Annotated in this window: 19 protein-coding genes and 3 pseudogenes; 14 read left to right on the top strand and 8 right to left on the bottom strand. The window is 62.8% G+C overall.

Translation table 11 applies throughout. The features are described 5' to 3' along the window. Positions 1 to 2 precede the first annotated feature (2 nt). From BC360_RS30950 to BC360_RS20510, 5 genes and pseudogenes are all read right to left on the bottom strand, one after another. Positions 3 to 742 (bottom strand): annotated as a pseudogene (locus tag BC360_RS30950) (PhoU domain-containing protein). 56 nt (positions 743 to 798) lie between these two features. Further along, positions 799 to 1,095, bottom strand: coding sequence for a MurR/RpiR family transcriptional regulator (locus BC360_RS20525; RefSeq protein ID WP_065785240.1), 297 nt, complete (start codon positions 1,093 to 1,095; stop codon positions 799 to 801). 2 nt (positions 1,096 to 1,097) lie between these two features. Continuing rightward, positions 1,098 to 2,813, bottom strand: coding sequence for a metallophosphoesterase family protein (locus tag BC360_RS20520; RefSeq protein WP_065796700.1), 1,716 nt, complete (start codon positions 2,811 to 2,813; stop codon positions 1,098 to 1,100). After that, positions 2,813 to 3,424 carry a dual specificity protein phosphatase family protein gene (locus BC360_RS20515; RefSeq protein ID WP_065785297.1) on the bottom strand — a complete coding sequence of 204 codons (612 nt, stop codon included), beginning with the start codon at positions 3,422 to 3,424 and terminating at the stop codon, positions 2,813 to 2,815. Before BC360_RS20515 ends, BC360_RS20520 begins: the two co-directional genes overlap by 1 nt. A 79-nt stretch (positions 3,425 to 3,503) precedes the next feature. Continuing rightward, complete coding sequence (locus BC360_RS20510; protein WP_065796699.1) at positions 3,504 to 4,346, bottom strand: inositol monophosphatase family protein; 843 nt, start codon at positions 4,344 to 4,346, stop codon at positions 3,504 to 3,506. A 318-nt stretch (positions 4,347 to 4,664) separates the two neighbouring features. Between BC360_RS20510 and ytfQ the strand changes: the two genes are divergently transcribed. From ytfQ to BC360_RS20470, 8 genes and pseudogenes are all read left to right on the top strand, one after another. After that, positions 4,665 to 5,627: a galactofuranose ABC transporter, galactofuranose-binding protein YtfQ gene (gene ytfQ, locus BC360_RS20505; RefSeq protein ID WP_053247959.1), complete on the top strand. Its 963-nt coding sequence runs from the start codon at positions 4,665 to 4,667 to the stop codon at positions 5,625 to 5,627. 227 nt (positions 5,628 to 5,854) lie between these two features. Beyond that, positions 5,855 to 7,375: a galactofuranose ABC transporter, ATP-binding protein YtfR gene (ytfR, locus tag BC360_RS20500; protein WP_065785237.1), complete on the top strand. Its 1,521-nt coding sequence runs from the start codon at positions 5,855 to 5,857 to the stop codon at positions 7,373 to 7,375. Then, the gene (locus tag BC360_RS20495; RefSeq protein WP_065785236.1) at positions 7,372 to 8,397 is read left to right on the top strand and encodes an ABC transporter permease; all 1,026 of its coding nucleotides are present in this window, start codon (positions 7,372 to 7,374) and stop codon (positions 8,395 to 8,397) included. Before ytfR ends, BC360_RS20495 begins: the two co-directional genes overlap by 4 nt. Next, the gene (gene yjfF, locus BC360_RS20490) at positions 8,394 to 9,362 is read left to right on the top strand and encodes a galactofuranose ABC transporter, permease protein YjfF (RefSeq protein WP_065796698.1); all 969 of its coding nucleotides are present in this window, start codon (positions 8,394 to 8,396) and stop codon (positions 9,360 to 9,362) included. Before BC360_RS20495 ends, yjfF begins: the two co-directional genes overlap by 4 nt. Before the next feature lie 124 nt (positions 9,363 to 9,486). Beyond that, on the top strand, positions 9,487 to 10,233 hold the full coding sequence (locus tag BC360_RS20485) for a FadR/GntR family transcriptional regulator (RefSeq protein WP_065796697.1): 747 nt from the start codon (positions 9,487 to 9,489) through the stop codon (positions 10,231 to 10,233). Between the two features lie 148 nt (positions 10,234 to 10,381). After that, positions 10,382 to 11,638, top strand: a complete 1,257-nt coding sequence (locus BC360_RS20480; RefSeq protein WP_139110123.1) for a GGDEF domain-containing protein — start codon at positions 10,382 to 10,384, stop codon at positions 11,636 to 11,638. A 42-nt stretch (positions 11,639 to 11,680) separates the two neighbouring features. Next, positions 11,681 to 11,926, top strand: a pseudogene (locus tag BC360_RS20475) (TRAP transporter large permease subunit); the annotation flags it as partial. 121 nt (positions 11,927 to 12,047) lie between these two features. Beyond that, positions 12,048 to 12,989: a DUF817 domain-containing protein gene (locus BC360_RS20470; protein ID WP_208858201.1), complete on the top strand. Its 942-nt coding sequence runs from the start codon at positions 12,048 to 12,050 to the stop codon at positions 12,987 to 12,989. Here the strand turns inward: BC360_RS20470 and BC360_RS20465 are convergent. Beyond that, positions 12,970 to 13,863 carry a LysR family transcriptional regulator gene (locus BC360_RS20465; RefSeq protein WP_065785231.1) on the bottom strand — a complete coding sequence of 298 codons (894 nt, stop codon included), beginning with the start codon at positions 13,861 to 13,863 and terminating at the stop codon, positions 12,970 to 12,972. The genes BC360_RS20470 and BC360_RS20465 overlap by 20 nt on opposite strands. A gap of 158 nt (positions 13,864 to 14,021) precedes the next feature. Between BC360_RS20465 and BC360_RS20460 the strand changes: the two genes are divergently transcribed. The 4 genes and pseudogenes from BC360_RS20460 (at position 14,022) to BC360_RS20445 (ending at position 18,377) form a co-directional block, all read left to right on the top strand. Then, positions 14,022 to 14,633, top strand: a complete 612-nt coding sequence (locus BC360_RS20460) for a glutathione S-transferase family protein (RefSeq protein ID WP_065785230.1) — start codon at positions 14,022 to 14,024, stop codon at positions 14,631 to 14,633. Positions 14,634 to 14,693: 60 nt separating this feature from the next. Then, positions 14,694 to 16,754: a pyridoxamine 5'-phosphate oxidase family protein gene (locus BC360_RS20455; protein ID WP_065785229.1), complete on the top strand. Its 2,061-nt coding sequence runs from the start codon at positions 14,694 to 14,696 to the stop codon at positions 16,752 to 16,754. Between the two features lie 45 nt (positions 16,755 to 16,799). Then, positions 16,800 to 17,027, top strand: a pseudogene (locus tag BC360_RS20450) (helix-turn-helix domain-containing protein); the annotation flags it as partial. A gap of 129 nt (positions 17,028 to 17,156) precedes the next feature. Beyond that, positions 17,157 to 18,377 carry an adenylate/guanylate cyclase domain-containing protein gene (locus BC360_RS20445; RefSeq protein ID WP_065785228.1) on the top strand — a complete coding sequence of 407 codons (1,221 nt, stop codon included), beginning with the start codon at positions 17,157 to 17,159 and terminating at the stop codon, positions 18,375 to 18,377. A gap of 7 nt (positions 18,378 to 18,384) precedes the next feature. On the opposite strand, the gene BC360_RS20440 is transcribed toward BC360_RS20445, so the two are convergent. Beyond that, on the bottom strand, positions 18,385 to 19,281 hold the full coding sequence (locus tag BC360_RS20440) for a LysR family transcriptional regulator (RefSeq protein ID WP_065796694.1): 897 nt from the start codon (positions 19,279 to 19,281) through the stop codon (positions 18,385 to 18,387). Between the two features lie 116 nt (positions 19,282 to 19,397). On the opposite strand from BC360_RS20440, the gene BC360_RS20435 reads away from it, so the two are divergent. Beyond that, entirely contained in the window at positions 19,398 to 20,138 is a 741-nt protein-coding gene (locus BC360_RS20435) for an SDR family oxidoreductase (RefSeq protein WP_065796693.1), read from the top strand. 48 nt (positions 20,139 to 20,186) lie between these two features. On the opposite strand, the gene BC360_RS20430 is transcribed toward BC360_RS20435, so the two are convergent. After that, positions 20,187 to 20,486 carry a DUF6074 family protein gene (locus BC360_RS20430; RefSeq protein WP_065785225.1) on the bottom strand — a complete coding sequence of 100 codons (300 nt, stop codon included), beginning with the start codon at positions 20,484 to 20,486 and terminating at the stop codon, positions 20,187 to 20,189. A 236-nt stretch (positions 20,487 to 20,722) separates the two neighbouring features. Between BC360_RS20430 and BC360_RS20425 the strand changes: the two genes are divergently transcribed. Continuing rightward, complete coding sequence (locus BC360_RS20425; protein WP_065796692.1) at positions 20,723 to 22,441, top strand: ABC transporter ATP-binding protein; 1,719 nt, start codon at positions 20,723 to 20,725, stop codon at positions 22,439 to 22,441. Positions 22,442 to 22,505: the final 64 nt, after the last annotated feature.

Genomic DNA, 22,505 nt, shown 5'->3' with positions numbered 1-22,505 from the left:
AATCAGCCGACCTGCCGGATGTGACTTTCGATCAGCAGACCGCCGTCGTCGAGGATCGGGTGCGCAACCGACGCGATATGGGCGTTCATGCGCTTGAGGTCACGCAGCATATCGAGGTGCAGCGAACTCGTTTCGATGCTTTCCGCCCGGCCATCGCGCAGCCGCTGCAGGTGCCGTTCGGCCAATTGCCGTTCGAGGCGGCGCACGTCTTCCTTCACCTCCACCAGCCGCCGGGCCAAAGCCGCATCGCGGGTCGCAAACACCGTCTGCGCCATGCGCAGATTGTCGAGCGTGATCGCAAACAGCCGCGTCAGTTCCTCGTGGCCATCCCTCGAAAACGTCAGACCCAGCGCGATCTTCTTTGCCAGTTCGGCAAGCAGGTCCTTCTCGATGATGTCGCCGATATGTTCGAGATTGATGGCGTCCCGAGCGATACGATCCAGGCGGTCATCGCGGTTCCGACATTCGCATCCAAAAGCACGATCTGCGCCATGCCCGGCGCAACGAGATTGCGCTCCGTGAAGGATGCGATCATCAGCGCCGTCGCGGTCGAGCTCTGCAGCGCGATAGTTGCGACCAGACCGGCGAGAAAGGATCGCACACCATCGCGCGTGCCGGCGGCCAACCCCGTCTTCAGCCTGGCGCCAAAGGCACGCTGCACGCCGTTCTTGACCTCCGTCAGCCCGAACAGCAGCAGCGCCACGGCGCCGAAGAGGTTGATGCTGACGATGGTCGATTCCATGGACTCAACTCCGCTCGGACGATCCGTTTTGGCCTAATGCGGCTGACGGCAGCGCTTTACTGCCTACCGCGCCGCAGCTCCTCGCGGAAGAGTTGCTGGAACGCAGCGTATTTCTCGAAGCCCAGGTCGTTGATCAGCCGCATGACCGTGGTGGTCGAAACACCGGCCCGCTCAGCCACTTCCCGTGCGCTGGCGAAGGCGACGTCGTAGGGATGCGACAGGGTGAACTTGGCGACTTCGAGCCGCCCGCCTTTCAGCCCGCGGGCCCGAAGGCGAAACGCCTCCTTCAACTCCGGAACGCTCGATGGCGGCTTCGCCCCCCGACCGGATACGACAAACGACTGCTGATCCATGGTCAAACAACCTCCTTCGCTTCTGGCTGCAAGGTGATCTCGATCTGCCGCGCACCGTTTTCAGCTCGATCGAGGAAAGCGGCAAACGCGCCAAGGAAGATCGACAGAAAACTGGCGACAGAGCCGTTCCATCCCTCCTCCGGTTCCCGGCCGAACCGGTCGGAAAGGGCGCGGTAAAGCCGCAGCCGCTCTTGCGATATGGCCGGCAACGCCAGGAAGCCGGCCTGGCGCAGGCAGTACCAGTCGGCGATGACATCGATCATGCCGCAAGCCGCGACCTGTTCCGCTGTCATTCCAGAAGATTTTGCAAGCGCGTGCAACGCCGGCGTTACTGCCGCAGCGCCAAGGAACTCCACGCAGACATCGGCAAGCGTGGCGGCTGAGACGCGGCTCACGACATCCTGCGGCCACTCCTTTGGAAAATAGCGATGGTAAACCAAAGCCAGCTTATGAGCCCGCAGGAAGGCGCCATAATCCACAGCATCAAAGGCGACGTCGCCTGCTTCACCGAGCCGTTCCGTCTCGCGGCGATAGGCCTGCGGCAGGCGCGGATCCACCGCCGTCGCCGACAGCTCCACGGTATTGACGACTATGCCGCCGGTCGCCGGCTGGATGACCTTGAAGGCCGGTGGATAGGCGACCAGCGACGGCACTGCGACATTGGTGAGCTGGCGCTCGCCGCGACCCCGCCGCGTCACGCCCTCGACATGAAGGTGGCCGCTGAAGTGCACGCTCAGCCCGGCGCCAAGCAAGGCGTCGGTCACGGCTTGGCGGGGCGTGCGCCGGGCGACATTGGTTTCGCCGAAAAGCACGCGCTCGGCCCCGGTCGCGCCGTCGAACGGATCGAGCGCCGGGTAATGGGAGAAGGCGAGCACAGTCTTGCCCAGCGCTTTTGCCCGGGCGCAGACGTCCGTGATCCAGGAAACGATGAAGGGTTTCAGACGCAGCATGGCATTCCAGCCGGCGGCGGTGCTGTCGACGAAGGCCGCTTCTTCGCCGTTTATGAATGTGCCGTCCCGCGGCTCGAACACGTTGGCGTCGATCATCAGCAGCCAGATGCCCGGCTCCGGCTCCACCAGATAGGAGGCATCCATCAACGAGTACCGGTTGCTTCCATCCGGCGAGTCGACCTCGTAGCGCCGGCTTTCGATATCGTCGGACAGGCCGAACGGCGTCTCCCAATGGAGATATTCGGGCTTGCGAAAATAGCCATAGGCGGCCATCGAGTCGAGGCCGGCCGGATATCCCTCGCAATACATGCGTGGGGTGACGATTGCGCCCTCAGCAGTCGATGCCGGATCGCTCGTTACCCAGACGCCGGCGCCATCCTGATCCAGGAATTCCTTGGTGTGGTGGCGTCCCCTCGGGCCGAAAATATCGTGATTGCCAGGCAGGGCGTAAAACGCGGTTCCGTGTTGGTTCGCGTGCCGGTCAAGGATGCGGCGCAGGCTTGCGGTCGTCTGTCGCTGGCCGTCATCCGTGTAATCACCGAGCAGGACGACGTGCCGGATGCCGCGATCTCTGACCTCGTCCAATGCCACTGAAAGTGCCCTGGCGCTTTCGTTGAAAACGCGGGTCGACTGACGTGTTTCCGCCCAGCTGCGAACCATCATCCGCGGACCGTCAATGGTCATGCCAGGGAAATCGAAGTCGCCTTCAAGATCGTGGAAATGCGCATCGGCGATGACGGCGATGCTGGGTTGGCTGCGCTTCAACATCAGCCCTGCCCGGATGTCTTGCCGGCGATCATGTCGATCCATCCCGACGCCCGGCGCGCCGCCTCGTAAAGCATCGGCTTGGGCGTTTCGAACCATTCGTCCGGACGCAATTCGCGATACTCGCGGATATGGGTAACGGCAGCATCGAGCGTCGGGAACAGCTCCGGCTGCTGCTTGTGCAGGAACAGCGCCACCAGCGAGACCGATCGGCTGCGTCCGCCGCGGCAGTTGACCAGCACATTGCCGCCATCGGCAAAGGGATAGGTTTCGCGCTTCGGCATTGCTTGGCGCAACGCGCCGTCGAGGATGTAATAGGCGCCGAGCATCATCGTGTCCGGGCTGCCTTCGCCGTCGATCAACCCGAGCTTGTAGTAGCGGATATCGGCGTAGCCGCTCGGCCGCAGGTCGCCGGGATCGTCGTCGGCGGTCCCACGCACCCAGTTGATGTCAAGATTGATCGCGCAGTTGACGACGATCGAGATGCCGTGTCGCTTGAGCAAATCAAGATCGCATGCGCCGTCGCTGCCGCCGATATAGAGATTGGATTTGTGCGGACCCAGGCCCTTGGCGATCAGACTGATCGCCGGGCGCGCATATACCGGTGCGTCCATGCCGTTTCCCTTTCCAGATCGGGCGGCGCCGAAAGGCATGCCCATGATTCTCAGTCTCCGCGTCTTTTGGCGCAACCGTTCAGGCGAGCCGCAGTTCGGCAACTGGCCCATCTGCCGACGCGATCGGTATCAGCGATGCCCGGCTTACTCCACCGGCGATGCCTGGTGCGGACGCCAGAACCGGTCCACCACCGCGAAGGCTACCGATCTCCATAAAGGGACAAACGTCGCCGCCGGCCTCGGCAACGAGCAGCAATCCGGCCACGCAGTCCCAGGAGTTCATATGCAGTTCGACATAGGCATCCGAACGGCCGTCGGCGACATAGGCAAGCGCCAGCGCGCCCGAGCCCGCCCTGCGAACATTGGTGCCGAGCGCCAGCAGATCGCGGATGGTTTCGAGATAAATCTCGTTCGACACGCGACCGGACCAGCCCATTTCCACCGACGCCGTTTCGAACGCGGTGGTGGCGGAAACGGCGATCGGTTGACCATTGCGGGTCGCGCCCGCGCCGCGCTCAGCGAAATAGAGCTCGTCCAGCGCGGGGTTGTAGATGGCGCCGATCTCCGTCCGACCGTTCTCGATATAGGCGATCGAGATGCAGAAGTGCGGAATGCTGCGGGCGAAATTGGCCGTACCGTCTACGGGATCGACCACCCAGAGACGATTGCTGATCGAGCCGCCGCCCTCCTCGCCAAAGAAGGCGTCGTCAGGAAAGTGGTCGGCGATCGCCTTGCGGATATGCGCCTCGGAGGCGGCATCCGTTTCGGTCAGAAAGTCCTGCGGACCCTTCATCGAATAGCCGCGCGTCGCGCTGTTTTCAAAGCCGCGGAGCACAAGCGCTCCGGCCGACAGGATGACGTCCCGGCAGAGCTTTGCCCGACCCTCAAGATCGTTCGAATAGAGTGGTCGTTCGAGGTTCATTCGGGCATGACTCCTTTGCACACGCGAGCATATTTGCACGCGCGTTCATTGGTGACAAGTCCCCGTTTTGCGCTGGGCCGAGCAACGAACGCCTCGCTCGCGGCCAATGACCAGCGTTGGGCGCACACACCTCATGCTGGCGATATCGCCCCCGCCTTACATCACCTTGCTCGTGCGTCAGGGCGCAGGCCGGGCTGAACGTCGAAGCATCTTCCGGTACCCCCTGGGCACTTGTCTTCAAACGTGAGTTTACAAAAGTATTATTATATGATTTTTTGAGCCCGCTGCGAGGAGAGCAGCTTTCTTTGGGAGGAAATCATGAAATTCGCCAAAGCACTCGCGAGTGCAACGATCCTTGCTGCCTGCACGTTTGGCAGCGCATCTGCCGCAGATCTCGTTGTCGGTTTTTCGCAGATCGGCTCGGAGTCCGGCTGGCGGGCTGCGGAGACGACGCTGACGAAGCAGCAGGCCGAGGAGCGCGGCATCGATCTGAAATTCGCCGATGCCCAGCAGAAGCAGGAAAACCAGATCAAGGCACTGCGCTCGTTCATTGCCCAGGGCGTGAACGCCATCCTGCTTGCCCCCGTCGTCGCCACCGGTTGGGACGAGGTCCTACAGGAAGCCAAGGACGCCGAGATCCCCGTCATCCTGCTCGACCGGACCGTCGATGCTTCCGACGACCTTTACATGACTGCTGTCACTTCGGACCTCGTGCATGAGGGCAGCGTCGCCGGCAAGTGGCTTGCCGACACGGTTGCCGGTAAGCCGTGCAACGTCGTCGAACTCCAGGGCACAACAGGTTCTTCGCCGGCCATCGACCGCAAGAAGGGCTTCGAACAGGCCCTTTCCGGCCACGACAACCTCAAGATCGTCCGCAGCCAGACCGGCGACTTCACCCGCACCAAGGGCAAGGAAGTCATGGAAAGCTTCCTCAAGGCAGAGGACGGCGGCAAGAACATCTGCGCGCTCTACGCCCACAACGACGACATGGCCGTCGGCGCCATCCAGGCGATCAAGGAAGCCGGCCTGAAGCCGGGCAGTGACATCCTCGTTGTTTCGATCGATGCCGTCCCGGATATCTTCGAGGCGATGGCCGCAGGCGAAGCCAACGCGACCGTCGAACTGACGCCGAACATGGCCGGCCCCGCCTTCGACGCGCTTGCCGCGTTCCAGAAAGACGGAACCAAGCCGCCGAAGTGGATCCAGACGGAATCGAAGCTCTACACCCAGGCCGACGATCCGAAGAAGGTCTACGAAGCGAAAAAGGGCCTGGGCTACTGATCCCAAACATGACCGGCGCCTGTGCAGGACGCTTGCCCCGCATGTCTGCCTGAACCGAGTGAAGTCCAGGGAGAAAATCATGCGGCAGCTTTCAAGCACTGTGGCGCCGGTTGCCCGCCGACTTGCCGCATTCGGCCGCTGGGCCGAGTGCGAGGCACGTGTTGCGGCACACTGAAGCAATGTGGCGCGCCCGACCGGGCGCCCCACGTTCCACTCAGGGAGGGATCATGCAGACCGTTGGCGACAACCTGCTTTCAGCGACCCGGATCGACAAGGTCTTTCCCGGCGCAAAGGCGCTGGACAAGGTCGACTTTCATTTGCGCCGGGGTGAAGTCCATGCGCTTCTCGGCGAAAACGGCGCTGGCAAGTCGACGCTGGTCAAATGCCTCACCGGCGCCTACCGGCGCGACGGCGGCATGATCCTGCTCGACGGCGTCGAGGTCGATCCGCGCGACACGTTCAATGCGCAGAAGCTCGGCATCGGCACCGTCTATCAGGAGGTCAACCTGCTGCCCAACCTGACGGTGGCGGAAAACCTCTTTCTCGGACGCCAGCCACGCCGGTTCGGTTTCGTCGATGTCCGCGCCATGAACCATCAGGCGCGCGCGCTACTTGAAAACTACGAGCTCGATCTCGACGTCACCCGCGCACTCGACAGCTACTCCGTCGCCATCCACCAGGTCGTGGCGATCGCCCGTGCGGTCGATCTCTCCGGCAAGGTTCTGATCCTCGATGAGCCGACCGCAAGTCTCGACGCCCATGAGGTCGAGATGCTGTTTCGCATCGTCCGGCGGCTGAAGGCCCGCGGCCTCGGCATTGTCTTCATCACCCACTTCCTCGAACAGGTGTACGAGATTTCCGACCGCATCACCGTGCTTCGCAATGGTCAACTGGTCGGCACCCGCGACACGGCGACGCTCGAACGGCGCGATCTGATCTCGATGATGATCGGCCGCGAGCTTGCGGCGGAGATCCACTCTGCGCGCAAGGAGCCGGATGTCACCGGGCCGGTTCGTTATCGCTTCAAAGATTATGGCCGCAAGGGCCACATCTCTCCCTTCGACCTCGACGTCAGGGCCGGAGAGGTTGTCGGCATTGCCGGTCTTCTCGGCTCCGGCCGCACGGAGACGGCCGAGATCCTCTTCGGTGCGCATCGCGCCGACAGCGGCACGGCCGAATTGGGCGGCAAGGCCGTCCAGCTATCGTCGCCGCGCCGGGCGATCGTACACCGGTTCGGCTTCTGCCCCGAGGACCGCAAGACCGCGGGCATCGTCGGCGATCTCTCGGTGCGCGAAAACATCGTGTTGGCACTCCAGGCTCGACGCGGCTGGACCCGTCCGATCTCCCGCACCGAGCAGAACCGCCTGGCGGACCACTATATCCGGGCGCTCGACATTCGCACGGTCGATCGCGAAAAGCCGATCAGGCTGCTTTCCGGCGGCAACCAGCAGAAGGCCATTCTCGCCCGCTGGCTGGCGACGGAGCCCGAATTCCTGATCCTCGACGAGCCGACACGCGGCATCGATGTCGGCGCGCATGCCGAGATCGTCCGGCTGATCGAGGGCCTGCGCGAGAAGGGCATGTCGCTGATGGTCATATCGTCGGAAATTGAAGAGCTTGTCGCCTACAGCACGCGCATCGTCGTGCTTCGCGACCGACAGCATGTGGCCTCACTCGAAGGCGAGCGGATCACGGCGGACCAGATCATCGAAGCCATCGCATCGGCGAACGAACGGGGAGCGGCATGACAGCAATATTAAGGAGCTATGCGCTCAGGCTCCTGCCGCAGCTCATCGCGCTGGCAGCAATTCTCCTGATGGTATCCTTCGTGTTCCCGGGTTTCTTCCGCCTCGAAATCCAGAACGGCCGCCTCTATGGCAGCCTCATCGATATCTTCAACCGCGGCGCCCCGGTGGTTCTTCTCGCCATCGGCATGACTGTCGTCATCGCCACCAAGGGCATCGACCTTTCCGTCGGCGCCGTGATGGCGATCTGCGGCGCAGTCGCCGCCTCGTCGATCACGTCGGGCCACTCGCTGGCGATGACGCTTCTGATCACGCTCGGCACCGGCATTCTCTGCGGTCTTTGGAACGGCTTCCTGGTTGCCGTGCTCGATATCCAGCCGATCATCGCGACGCTGGTGCTAATGGTTGCCGGGCGCGGCATCGCCCAACTCGTCACCGAAGGCGCGATCCTCACCTTCAACGATCCCGGATTGATCTTCCTTGGCAGCGGCTCGTTTGCATGGTTGCCCCTGCCCGTGCTCATCTGGCTGGCCTTCGGCATCCTGGTGGCGCTGATCGTGCGCAAGACCGCGCTCGGCATGCTGATCGAGGCGATCGGCGTCAACCGCCAGGCAAGCACGCTATCCGGCGTATTGACCCCGGTGCTGCTGATCGCGGCCTATATGCTGTCGGGCCTTTGTGCCGCGATTGCCGGCATCATCGCAGCCGCCGACATCAAGGGCGCCGACGCCAACAATGCCGGGCTCTGGCTCGAACTCGACGCCATCCTCGCCGTGGTCATCGGCGGCACCTCGCTTCTCGGCGGCCGCTTCAGCATCGCCGCCTCCGTCCTCGGCGCGATCATCATCCAGTCGATCAATACCGGCATCCTGCTTTCCGGCTTCCCGCCGGAATTTAACCTGATCATCAAGGCGGCGATCATCGTCTTCATTCTCGTGCTGCAGTCACCGCCGGCGCGCAACGCCTTGACCTTTGTCGCGCTCCTGCGCGCCAGCAGAAAACCGACGGAGCGGCAAGCGCGATGAAACCCAAATACCTGCCGCTGACCGCCACCATCGTCATCTTCGTGCTGAGCTATGCGCTTTGCGTGGCGCAATATCCCAACATCCTGTCGACGCGGGTGATCGGCAACCTGCTGACCGACAACGCCTTCCTCGGCATCGCCGCCGTCGGCATGACCTTCGTGATCCTCTCCGGTGGCATCGACCTGTCGATCGGCTCGGTCATCGCCTTCACCGGCGTGTTCCTGGCCGTCGTGCTGGAGAATGCTGCCATTCATCCGCTCGTCGCCTTTGCGGTGGCCCTTCTCATCGCGACGCTTTTCGGTGCGGTGATGGGCGCCATCATCCACTACCTGGAGATGCCAGCCTTCATCGTCACGCTCGCCGGCATGTTTCTGGCGCGCGGCATGGCCTTCGTGCTGTCGATCGATTCCATCGCGATCAAGCATCCGTTCTACGGCACATTGAAGGGGCTCTACTACAAGCTTCCCGGCGGTGGCCGGATCACGCTCATCGGAGGGCTGATGCTGCTCGTCTTTGGCATCGGCATCCTCATTGCCCATCGCACCCGCTTCGGCACCGACGTCTATGCCCTTGGCGGCGGCACTGCCACCGCCAAGCTGATGGGTGTCCCGGTCGGCCGCACCACCATCATGATCTACGCGTTGTCGGGCCTGCTCGCCGGGCTTTCCGGTATCGTATTCTCGCTCTACACCTCGGCCGGATATTCGCTTGCGGCCGTCGGCGTCGAGCTCGATGCGATAACGGCAGTGGTGATCGGGGGCACGCTTCTGACCGGCGGCTCCGGCTTTGTGGCCGGAACCTTCATCGGCATCCTCATCCAGGGATTGATCCAGACCTACATCACTTTCGATGGCTCGCTCTCCAGCTGGTGGACGAAAATCCTGATCGGCCTGCTACTGTTCGCCTTCATCCTGATGCAGAAGGGCATCGTCTACGTGTCGCGCAGCGAACGGCGACATGCGTAGAGCATTTCCAGGAAAAGTGCGAAGCGGCTTTCCGTCAGGAAATGCGGTAAAAACAAAGAGATAGAGCGTTTTTGCGATCCCGTTTAAGCCGGAAGCGCTCAAGGAAAAGGCCCAGTTGCACCTCATGCTGCCAGGAACCTTCGCAAAGCAACCGGTGAAACGCTCGAGCCATGGCCATGTTGTGGACGAGCTCGGGCGCGCCGTGATCGGCGGCGAGTTCGCAGCCGGCGATATTCTGCCTGGTGACGTCGAGCTGGCGGCACGTTTCAAGGTGTCGCGCACCGTGCTGCGGGAGGCGATGAAGACGCTCGCGGCCAAGGGCCTGGTCTTCCCGCGTGCACGCATCGGGACGCGGGTGATGCCGCGGGCGTATTGGAACCTGTTCGACAGCGACGTGCTCTCCTGGCATTTCAGCGTCGGCGTCGACGAGGACTTTCTGAACCATCTGAGCGAGATCAGGCTGGCGCTCGAACCCTCTGCGGCAGCACTGGCCGCCGAGCGCGCCACTGATGCCGACATTGCCCAGATGATGCGGCTCGCCGTTGCCATGGGCCATGAAGACCACAGCGCCGAAACACTGGCCCATGCCGACCTCGAATTCCACCTGCACCTGCTCGAGGCGTCGCTGAACCCGTTCATGCGCACGGTCGGCAGTCTGATCGAAGCGGCGCTCATCGGCGTCTTCAAGCTCACCAACCCGACCGCCGACCGGAGCGAAATCGACCGCGTCGCCGTGACCCATATCCGCATCGTCGAGGAAATTCGCCGCGGTGACGCCGACGGCGCGCGGCATGCGATGCAAGACGTGATCCGGGCCGGCCAGCAGCGGCTGATGTCGGACCTGACGATGCGAAGAGCCAGGCCGTCATAGCGGATTGGAAATTTCCTGCAGCCGATGTGGGACGCGCGTCGAAACACCGGCTCGGCGCCCATGCCCCCACTGCTAATCGTCGCAACCGCCATTTGCGAAACCTTTAAGATTCTGGCGCATAACGTGCTGCAGAATCCAGGAGTTGACGGTGGAAGCGCTACATACCCCGACGATCATGATCAGCTCATTCGCGACGCTGGTGGTTTTCGCAGTTTACTTCGCGCTCGCCTCACGCCAGGAGCGCAACAGCCTGGAACTGCGGCTGTGGTCCTGTGCATTTCTGGTTGCGGCCCTCGGATTTACCCTGCTGGCACTCAGAGGTCCTGGCTATTCCTTCATCCCGGTGTCGCTCGGCAACGCTTTAGCGGTCCTGGGCTTGGCGCTCATCTGGCTTGGCTTGCGTGCCTTCGACAATCAGCCGCTCAAGATCGCGTCCGCACTGGCCGGACCCGTGTTGTGGCTGTTGGTCACCGGCTTTTCCGACACTGTCCAGAACAGTGTCACCAGCAGGATCGTGCTGTTTTCGGCGCTGATCTTCGTCTATTCGGCGATGATCGCGGTCGAGATTTTCCGGTCCGACAATTTCCGCAAGCTTCCAAGCTCCTACATCGTCGCCTTTCTCTTCGCGACGCATGGGCTGTTCTACCTCGCGCGCATTCCGTTGATCTTCGTCTGGCCGCTTTTCGGCAACACGGCTTCGGGCGCGGAGCAGCCGCTGTGGTATCAGGTCCTGACCTTCGAACTGTTCATTCACAGCCTTGCGGGCGGGTTCTCGTTCTTCGCGCTGATCAAGGAAAGAACGCAATACAGATACAAGCTGGCGTCGGAAACCGACGCTCTCACCGGTGTGCAGAACCGGCGCGCCTTCATGTCGAAGCTCGACGACTACATGGCGACGGCGCCGGGCGAAGGCGCTTTGATGTACATGGACATCGACCACTTCAAGGCGATCAACGATCGCCATGGCCACGCCGTCGGCGACAGGGTGCTCATCGAGTTCGCCGCTGTCGTCTCGCAGGCGATAGATGGCCAGGCCTTCCTGGCGCGCATGGGCGGCGAAGAATTCGCTGCCTGCTTCCCCGGGGTTGGCCGGTCGCAGGCTGCCGCAATTGCCGAGGATATCCGCAGCGCCTTCGAGCAGGCGCTGGTCAGGGCCGGCAATGCCACGCTTTCGGCGACTGTCAGCATCGGCGTGGCCTTTATCGGCAGGCAACAGGAGGCAAGCGAGCTCCTGTCTTGCGCCGACCGAGCGCTCTACGCGGCAAAGGCCGCAGGGCGAAACGCGGTCTGGATCGCCGGCAAGGACGGCGCTCCCCAGTTCGCATCGGGGCTGGCGACCCAATCAAACGAGAGAGCGCCTTCCCCGGGGAGGACCGAGAGAAGTCCGATGGCGAACTGCGCCTAAGCCTTCTGCATCAAGGCAATGGTGCGATCGAGGGCGGCTCCGCCTGTCATCAAGGCGTTCGGCATCGACCCCGTGCATTTCGGCGTGGTGGTGATCCTCAACGCAGGCATCGGCCTCAACACGCCACCGGTCGGCACCGTACTCTTTGTCGGCTGCGCCGTCGGCGGGATCTCGATCCGCGAGGCGATGCGCACCATCTGGCCGTTCTTCGGCGCAAGCATCGCCGTGTTGATGCTCGTCACTTACATCCCCGGCCTATCCCTCTGGCTGCCGAGCCTGTTCCGGTAGCCGGCGGCTCTCACACGGACAAAGTCACGGATAAGCCCGAGCCGTCGAGCTCGCGCTGATCCACAATTCGACCGTATTGCCCCGGCATCGCACCAGCGGCACTGGCAGGGAGGCGATTCGCGTGGCTCGGCGATCGGACGATAGACGTTTCACATCGCTCGAAGCGCGCATCGACGCCGCCGCGCACCGGCTGCTCGACCGGCTTCCCGACGGCGGCTTGCCTGGCGGCCTGACGGAGTTGCTGGTCTTCGGCATCAAGCAGGCCTTCGCATGCCTTTTCGGCGGCGCCATGCTGGCGCTCATGATCGCCACCAAACTGTTCTGGCCGGACGAGATCGGCCTTGCCCGTTACGATTTCCTTTTCCTGGCTGCACTCGGCATCCAGCTTCTTATGCTGATCTGCAAGCTCGAGACCATTGCCGAAGCCAAGGTTATCCTGATCTTCCATATCGCCGGCACTTTGATGGAGATCTTCAAGACGTCCGTCGGCTCGTGGATCTACCCGGAGCCCTCCTTCTTTCGCATCGGCGGCGTGCCGCTTTTTTCAGGGTTCATGTATGCGGCCGTCGGTTCCTATCTGGCGCGCGTGACCCGCATTCTCGAGTTGCATTACACCCACTATCCGCCGCGCTCTGCGACGGTGCTACTGGCTCTCGCCATCTATGCCAATTTCTTTACGCACCACTTCGTCTTCGACCTGCGCTATCTGCTGTTTGCCATCATCGCCGTCCTGTTCTGGCGCACGACCGTGCACTATCGCGTCTTCCGGTTCCGCCACCGCATGCCGCTGCTGGTCGGTTTCCTGCTCATCGCCCTGTTCATCTGGTTTGCCGAAAACATCGGAACCTGGTCCCGCGCCTGGATCTATCCCTCGCAGCACGCCGGCTGGACACCGGTATCGCTGCATAAACTGGGCGCCTGGTATCTGTTGATGATCCTGTCCTTCGTGCTGGTCACGCTCGTCCACCGACCGCGACCGCTGTCGGCGGTGCATCAGCCGGTGATATCAGCGCAAAAATCCGTAGAGGAAGCTGCGGCGGTCGTCATTTCAGCACCGCCCTGAGCCGAGGCACGGCGAAATCGACGAAGGCCCTGAGTTTCATCGGCACGTGGCCCTGCGGCAGATAGACCAATTGGACCGGCAGCGCTGGATGCTCGAAAGGTTCCAGCAGCGGCACGAGCAGGCCGTCTTTAACCGCGCGCGCCGCCTGGTAAGACAGGACACGCGTCAGGCCGAGGCCAGCTACCGCCGCGTCGACGGCAGCCTCGGCAGTATTGACGGCAAGGCGTGAGCGGATCGGCGCGGCGATCTCGCCCTTCCCGTCGGCAAAGCTCCAGCTACGGTTCGACATCAAGCCTTCGAAGGTGATGCAATCATGGTCGGCAAGGTCGTGCGGATGGCCGGGCTCGCCATGGCGGGCGACATAGCCCGGGCTCGCATAGACGACGCGCCGTATCGTGCCAAGCTTGGTGGCGATCAGATTGCTGTCGGGCAGGTTGCCGATCCTGAGCGCGACGTCGATGTGATCGTCGATGAGGTTGACGAGCCGATCGCCAAGCGACAGGCGCATGTTGACCTCAGGGTTGGCTTTCAGAAAATCGACGACGATGGGCAGGACGTGCAACCGCCCGAAGACGATCGGCGCCGTCATCGTCAGATCACCCTTTACCGTGCTGTATTCGCCGGCCGCCACCCGCTCCGCCTCGTCGACCCGAGCGAGAATTTCCCGCGCCGCCTCGACATAGGATCGCCCCGCCTCCGTCAGCTGGATCCTGCGGTTCGTCCGGGTGAGCAATTGCGCGCCGAGGTGGGCTTCAAGCTCCGATACCTTGCGGCTGACCGTTGCCAGCGGCATGCGCAGCCGCCGCGACGCAGCAGACAGGCTTCCGCCCTCCACGACACCGAGCAGCACCGTCATTGCATCCAGCCGATCCATCTGCCTTCCAATATTCGAGAGTCCATATATCAGGAATACACTCTACAGCCAAAATCTGGAAGGGCATAGATTGCTGGCCAAGGCAGTTCATTCAGAACCGTCCGAAACCGCGCCACGTACTGCGATGATCCGGTTTCGCTACCAAGAGGAAAATTGCAATGAAACTCTACCGCCATCCGCTTTCAGGTCACTCGCACCGCGCACAACTCTTCCTGGCTCTGCTTGGCGTGCCGCACGAACTGGTCGATGTCGACCTCATGGCAAGGGCGCACAAGGCGCCCGATTTCCTCAAGCTCAATTCCTTCGGGCAGGTTCCGGTTCTCGACGACGACGGTACGATTGTCACCGATTCCAACGCCATCCTCGTCTATCTCGCCAAGAAGCTGGGCCGCACCGACTGGCTGCCGGAAGACGCCGTCGGCGCGGCGAAGGCGCAGAAATGGCTTTCGGTCGCCGCCGGCGAAATCGCCTATGGCCCGGCCGCCGCACGGCTCGTGACCGTCTTCGGCGCAGGTCTTCGACCCGATGAGGTGATCGCGAGAGCGCATCGGATCCTGGAGCTGATCGAGGCCGAGCTTGCCGACCGCGACTTCCTGCTGGGCAGTCGGCCGACCGTCGCCGACATCGCCCTCTACAGCTATGTCTCCAGTGCGCCCGAAGGCAATGTCGACCTCAGCGGCTACGCCAACGTCAGGGGCTGGCTCGGGCGCATCGAGGCCTTACCGGGATTCGTCGGCTTCCAGAAAACGGCTGCAGGCCTTGCTGCCTGATTGCCCTTGCCAGGGCGAATTGCTTCGCCCTGGCCTTTCCCGTCAAAAAGGAGGCAACCGATGCCGGACACGATCGAACCGACCCGCGCCGCGTCACCATGGCATGAGGGCGAACTCGCCATTCAACACAGCCTCGGCGTCGTCGACCGCATGGACGCGCCCGGCCGCAATTTCGTTCGCACCTTCATGCCCGAACAACATCAACAGTTCTATCCGCTGCTGCCCTTCATCGTGCTTGGAACCGTCGATCCCGCCGGCGATGTCTGGGCCAGCCTGCGGGCGGGCGAACCGGGTTTCATGCAGGCACCCGACGCCCATGCTCTCGATGTTCAATTGCCACGCGACCGGCACGATCCCGCCGATATCGGCATGGAGGACGGCGCCGCCATCGCCATGCTCGGCATCCAGCTGGAAACCCGGCGGCGGAACCGATTGAACGGCACGATCCGACGGATGGGCGACGATCGCTTTGCCGTCACCGTCGGCCAGAGCTTCGGCAACTGTCCGCAATATATTCAGCTCCGGGATTTTTCATTCGTGCGCCAACCGAACGCTCCGCCGGAAACGCGCCCCATTCACCTCAACGGTCTCGATGCGCGCGCGAAGGAGATCATAGCCAACGCCGACACCTTCTTCGTCGCCTCCTATGTCGACCGCGACAACGGCGAGCGGCAGGTGGACGTCTCGCATCGCGGCGGCAGGACCGGCTTCGTTCGCATCGGTGAGGATGGCGTGCTGACGATCCCAGATTTCGCCGGCAACCTGTTTTTCAACACGCTTGGCAATTTCATGCTCAACCCCAAGGCGGGCCTGCTCTTCGTCGATTTTACGACCGGAGACATGCTGCAAATGACGGGCGAGGCCGAAGTCGTGCTCGCCTCGCCGGAAATCGACGCCTTCCAGGGCGCCGAACGCCTCTGGCGCTTTCGGCCTCGGCAGGTGGTCTACCGGCCGGACGGCTCGCCACTTCGCTGGTCGTTCGGCGAGGCTGGCCGGTCACCCAATTCGCTGATGACGGGCGATTGGCAGCAGACGGAGGATCGCCTGCGCGCCGCAGCGCGCGCCGGAGAATGGCGGCCGTTTCGGGTCATACGCACGCAGGCGGAAAGCACGACCATCCGCTCGCTCCACCTTGAGCCGGCGGACGATGCGGGATTGGTACCATTTCGCGCCGGCCAGCATCTGTCGCTCCGCATCAATTCGGAAGGCAAGCCGGTCGTTCGCAGCTACACGCTTTCGGCCGCCCCCTCCGACGGTGCCTACCGGATCAGCGTCAAGCGTGACGGCGCCGGCTCGTCGTTCCTCCACGGCCTCGTGCCCGGCGATGTCATCGAGGCTCGCGCACCCGCCGGCAGCTTCGTCATCGACGCGACGGAGCGGCGACCCGCAGTGCTGCTTGCCGCCGGCGTCGGCATCACTCCGATGATCGCGATGGTGCGCGACATCCTCTATGAGGGGCTGCGCAAACGGCGAATCCGCCCGACATGGCTGTTCCAATCGGCCCGTAGTCTCGATGAGCGCGCCTTCGACCAGGAGATCGCCTCCCTCGTCGATACCGGCCAAGGCAAAATCCACCTGACGCGCGTGCTCAGCCAGACGGATGGAGCCCGCATTGGCGAGGACTACGACGCCGCCGGCCGCATCGACATCCCGCTGCTGCAATCCATCCTGCCCTTCGGCGACTACGATTTCTATCTCTGTGGCCCGCGGGCTTTCATGCAGTCGCTCTATGACGGGCTGCGTGCGCTGAACGTCGCCGACGCCCGCATCCACGCGGAGACATTCGGCCTGTCTTCGTTGACCCGCAGCCTCGATGCCGGATTGCAGGTATCGTCGAAGCCACAGGCCAGCACGCCGGTCCGCGTCATTTTTGCCGCCTCCGGGAAGGAAGCCCGTTGGCAACCGGGCCAAGGCACATTGCTCGACCTGGCCGAGGCCCGTGGTCTTTCGCCGGAATATGGCTGCCGCAACGGCAGTTGCGGCAGTTGCAGCACGCGGGTTCTCGAAGGCGAAGTCGTCTATCCCCAGCAGCCGTCCTTCGAGGTCAGGCAAGGCGAGGCCCTGATCTGCTGCGCCGTGCCGGCCGAGGATGATGGGCGAAGGCTGCAGTTGGCCGTCTAGGCCCGCTGCATCAATCGCCCGACGACGCGTCAGGACCCTCGCGGCAAGGTGGTGACGGCGCTGAGCCCGCTGCAATATCAAAAGCAACTCCGGCTGCAGGAGGCGCGTCGGCTGATCCTTGGCCAGGCAATCGACGCGGCCACCGCGGGACATCACGTCGGCTACGACAGTCCTTCGCAGTTTTCGCGCGAATACGCCCGCCTTTTCGGTGCGCCGCCGCTGCGCGACATTGCCCGGCTGCGGGCTGCACCATCCTATCTGCTCGAGACCTGAACCGTGGCAGGCCCTGGAACCGCACAGAGCCTTGAGGGATTGCTTGTTCTCATGCCGGACTCGGCTATTGATAATGCGTGAGGCTAAGCCAGCCGCAAAACCACCGGCAGCTCCAGCGCGGGACAAGCAATGAACGACCAACAGATCCGCGACATCATCCTGTGGCTGTCCGAAGAAGGCCTGAAGGGCCTGGGGGAGTCCGAGATGCTCGCCGGCTTTTGCGAGCGTTGCCTGGCGGCGGGCATGGACATTGCCCGGGCGCAAGGACTGATCGACACGCTGCATCCGGAATTCGAGGGACGGGCGTTCCAATGGAACAGCGAAGGTGATGTGACGCCGGAGGTCGTGCAGTATTCCTCGACCACGGGAGGAGAAGCGCAGGCGAACTGGCATCGCTCGATCTTCTACCACATGCTGACGGCGCGCGAACCGGAGCGGCGCGTGCGCCTGGCCGATGAACCTTCGGTGCCATACCAGGTGCTCGACCGCCTCAAGGAAGAAGGCCATACCGACTGCCTCAACATGATCCACCATTTCACCGACCGGGGCCGCGTCGGCGAAATGGACTGTTTCTATTCCTATTGGACCACACGTCGGCAAAGCGGCTTTGCCGACGAGGATATCGCCGCGCTTCGCATTCTTCTGCCGACCCTTGCCCTTGCGGTGAAGACCACGTCCTGCGTCCGGATCATCGGCACGCTTGCCGACGTCTATCTCGGCGCCGATGCCGGCCGTCGTGTGGTCGAAGGCAGTATCGTGCGCGGAGAGGCCGAGCGGATCGAAACCGTGATGTGGTTTTCGGACCTGCGCAACTACACCCGGATCTCCGACACGGCCGCCCCGGAGGACATCATCCCCTTCCTCAACGACTATTCGGGGACGGTGATTTCGGCCATTCACGATCACGGCGGCAGCGTCCTCAAACTGATCGGCGACGGCGTGCTTGCGATCTTCAACGCCGACGAGCCGATGACCGCCTGCGCCAACGCGATCGCCGCCGAGCGGCAATTGCGGCGCATGCTGGTAGTGCTGAATGCTCGTCGCGAAGAAGAGGGAAAGCCGACCACCGATGTTTATCTCGGCCTGCATATCGGCGAGGTCTTCTACGGCAATATCGGCAGCCAGAACCGCCTCGATTTCACCGTCGTCGGCCCGGCGGTCAACGAGGTCAGCCGCATCGCCTCGATGTGCCGCTCGGTCGAACGGCAGGTGATCATGTCGGCGGATTTCGTTGAGGCCTGCCCGCCTCAGCTTCAGGCAGACGCTGTGTCGCTGGGGCGCTTTGCCCTGCGCGGGATCGCCCGGGCCAAGGAACTGTTCACCTGGGATCCCGAACTGCCGGCGGATTGAAGATCCGCTAGCGAATGTTGCCCGAAGCGAACACGCCGGCCAGCCAGTCGATGAAGACGCGGACGCGCGGTGAAAGCTGGCGGTTGCGCGGATAGAGCAGAAAAACCGGCGTCGGCGTCGGACGGCAGCTTTCAAGCACTTCGACCAGCGTACCCGCATGCAGGTCCCTCTCGACATGGTATCGCGGCACCTGAATGAGCCCGAGCCCCAGCCTTGCGGCGGCAACGAAGCTTTCGGCGGCGTTGACCGCGACCGTCACCGGCAGCGCGACATGTTCGACCTTGTCCCCGACCTGGAATTCGAGCGGCATCGGAACGCCGGTCGTCGACGAGCGGAAGCCGACCATGCGGTGTCCTTCCAGGCTGTCGAAGCTTTTGGGCCTGCCGTGGCAGGCGATGTAGGCGGGCGACGCGCAGGTAACCTCGTCCAGCATCGTCATGCGTCGCCCGACCATGTCGCTGTCCTGCGGTTCGCCGACCCGAAGCACACAATCGATGCCTTCCCGGACGAGATCGACCAGACGGTCGCCCTCGCTCATGTAGAGCTCGATCTCCGGGTAGGCTGCAAGAAAGGCGGGCACGCTCGGCAGCACGAAGTGCCGCGCCAGCGTTCCATGCACGTCGATGCGCAGCAGGCCCTTGGGCCTGGCGCCGGCAAAGGCGCCCTCGGCATCCTCGATGTCGTCGAGAATGGAGATGCAGCGCTGGTGGTAGGCAGCACCGTCCAGCGTCGGGCTGACATGGCGCGTCGTGCGCTGCAGCAGGCGAACGCCCAGCCGCGCCTCCAGTTGCTTGACGGCGTCGGTCACCGTCGAGCGCGGCAGGCCGAGATCCTCCGCGGCCTGAGTGAAACTGCGCCTTTCGACAACGCGCGAGAACACGCGCATGGCATCGAACCTGTCCATTTGTTCGCACTATCCGGATTATGTTGCCGAATTATGCATGATTATCCGGAATGTGAAAGGCGTCATCTTCTCCTCGCCAACGAAGCCGAGCCGCTTCACAACGAAGGAGAAAGACCATGCAACAACACACCGACAGGGTCGCGATCGTTACTGGCGCCTCGCGCGGTATCGGCGCGGCGATTGCCGAACGCCTGGCGGCCGACGGCTTCACCGTCGTCATCAACTATGCCGGCGACGCCGCTTCCGCCGAAAAACTGGCACGCAGGATCGAGGAAAAGGGCGCCCGCGCCCTGACCGCCAGGGCCGACGTTGCTAATCCGGATGCGGTCAAGCACATGTTCGACGCCACCGAGGCGGCCCTCGGCGGCATCGACGTGCTCATCAACAATGCCGGCATCCTGAAGACGGTGGCGCTCGCCGAAACCAGCGACGAAGAGTTCGACCGTCACTTCGCCATCAACGCCAAGGGCACCTTCAACACCCTGCGCGAAGCCGCAAAGCGCATGCGCAGTGGCGGCCGGATCGTCAACTTCTCCTCAACAACACTCGCTCTCAACCTGCCGGGCTACGCCGTCTACAACGCCACAAAAGCCGCTGTCGAAGCTCTGACGCATGTTCTTGCCAAGGAGCTGCGCGGCCGCGACATCACCGTCAACGCCGTGGCGCCGGGCCCGATCGCGACCGATCTGTTCCTGTCGGGCAAGAGCGAGGAGCTTGTCGCCCAGTTTGCCAAGATGCCGCCGCTTGAGCGGCTCGGTCAGCCGGACGACATTGCCGGTGTCGTGGCCTTCCTTGCCGGCCCCGATGCCGGCTGGATCAACGGCCAGGTCCTGCGCGCCAACGGCGGCGTTGCCTGACATTCCCGCCCATCCCATCACCGAATGATGTGGGGGCGAGTTGCCGAATTACTGGCTTACCGCGCCAGCGGAAAGCCGGGACTGGTGGCGCTGCCAAAGCTCGGCCTGGACCTCGGCCTGGAACGCCATGACCTGCTCCCGCATTTCGGCTTCGGAGCAGCCGATCGCAAGCAATTCGTCGGCAAGCAGCCGGCATTCGCGCCGCCAGTATTGCACGGCGTCATCGCCATGAAGATCTTCGAGTTCGGCGGCGCAGAAGCGAACGGTGCTCAGTCTTCTTGCCATCGGAAACGGGACGACGTCACGTCCGCCAAACACCGTTGCTTCATCTGATCGATCGCCTGCCATTGCTTCATTCGCTCCCCTGGTGATTCCCTCTTCTACGGAGCTTATGGTTAACGTTTTCTTCCTTCCGCCCCGCGTCATGCCTCATCCGGGAACCACACGCCCGGGTTGGTGCGCCTGGTGGCAGCATCGATGCGCTTTTTCGGTCGCATATCTGTTGGCTTCCGGGTAGAAACATGACATTTGAACTCAAATTTTACGGCCGTACTCAAGCGGCTGCCCATGTGAGTGCGGTTGTCATGTTGAAGCGCTTCTTCGCGTTCTACCGGCCCTATCGCGGCCTCTTCATTCTCGATTTCACCTGCGCGGTGCTGTCCGGGCTGCTGGAACTCGGCTTCCCGGTCGCGGTCAAGCTGTTCGTCGACCAGTTGCTTCCGAGCCAGGAATGGACGCTGATCCTGCTGGCCTCCGTCGGTCTTCTCGTCGTCTATCTCGTCAATACCGGCCTGATGGCGACGGTCACCTATTGGGGACACATGCTCGGCATCAACATCGAGACCGACATGCGGCGCATGGCTTTCGACCATTTGCAGAAGCTTTCCTTCAGCTTCTTCGACAACCAGAAGACCGGCCATCTCGTCGGCCGCCTGACGAAGGACCTGGAAGAGATCGGCGAAGTCGCGCATCACGGCCCCGAGGATCTGTTCATCGCGATCATGACCTTCATCGGCGCCTTGCTGCTGATGCTGACGGTGCATTGGCAGTTGGCGCTGATCACGGCGGCCGTGGTGCCGGTCACCGCCTGGGTCACCAGCCGCTATGGCGGCCGGATGGCCAACAACTTCCGCAACCTTTATGGCCGCGTCGGCGACTTCAATGCCCGCATTGAGGAGAACGTCGGCGGCATCCGCGTGGTCCAGGCCTTCGCCAACGAAGAACATGAGCGCAGCCTGTTCGAGACCGACAACCAGAATTACCGCCAAACGAAGCTCGAGGCCTACCGCATCATGGCCGCCAGCACATCGCTCAGCTACATGAGCATGCGGCTGACGCAATTGATCGTGATGATCACCGGCAGCTATTTCGTATTGACGGGACAACTGAGCAATGGCGGCTTCATCGGCTTCCTGCTGCTGGTCGGCGTTTTCTTCCGTCCGGTCGAGAAGATCAACTCGGTCATCGAGACCTATCCCAAGGGCATCGCCGGCTTCAAACGCTTCATCGAACTGATGGAAACCGAACCTGATATCGAGGATCGTCCGGGCGCGATCGACGTGAAAGGCCTGCGCGGCGACATCAGCTATCGCAACGTCTCCTTCGGCTACAGCTCGGACAAGCCGACCATCGCCAACATCGACCTGACGATCAAGGCCGGAGAGACGGTGGCCTTCGTCGGTCCTTCGGGCGCCGGCAAGACGACGATCTGCTCGCTGCTGCCGCGCTTCTATGAGGTCGCGGAAGGCAGCATCACGGTCGACGGCATCGACATCCGCGACATCAAGCTTGCCTCGCTTCGCGGACAGATCGGCATCGTGCAGCAGGATGTCTTCCTGTTTGCGGGCACGATCCGCGACAACATCGCCTATGGACGCTTAGGCGCAAGCGAAGCCGACATTCTCGATGCTGCCCGGCGGGCCAAGCTCGAAGGCATGATCGCGACGCTTCCCGACGGCATGGACACGATCATCGGCGAGCGCGGCGTCAAGCTTTCCGGCGGCCAGAAACAGCGGCTGGCGATCGCCCGGATGTTCCTGAAGAACCCCTCGGTCCTGATCCTCGACGAAGCCACATCGGCGCTCGACACGGAGACCGAAAAGGCGATCCAGCAATCGCTTGCCGAGCTTTCGGAGGGTCGAACCACATTGGTCATCGCCCATCGCCTGGCGACGATCCGCGATGCAGACCGCATCATCGTCGTCGACACCAACGGCATCAGCGAACAAGGGCCGCACGACACACTGCTGGCCGCCAAGGGCACCTATAGCCGGCTTTATCACGCCCAGGCCGGATTGCGTTGAGGCAAAGCGGAGCGCGGTTGCAACTGCCGGGACGGAGCGGTACGTACGAAACCGATCCGCCCGC

The organism is Ensifer sp. LC163, assembly GCF_001695855.1.
Classification (GTDB): Bacteria; Pseudomonadota; Alphaproteobacteria; order Rhizobiales; family Rhizobiaceae; genus Ensifer.
Note: the sequence above shows the minus strand (reverse complement) of the source record. Positions and strands in the feature narration are given on the sequence as shown.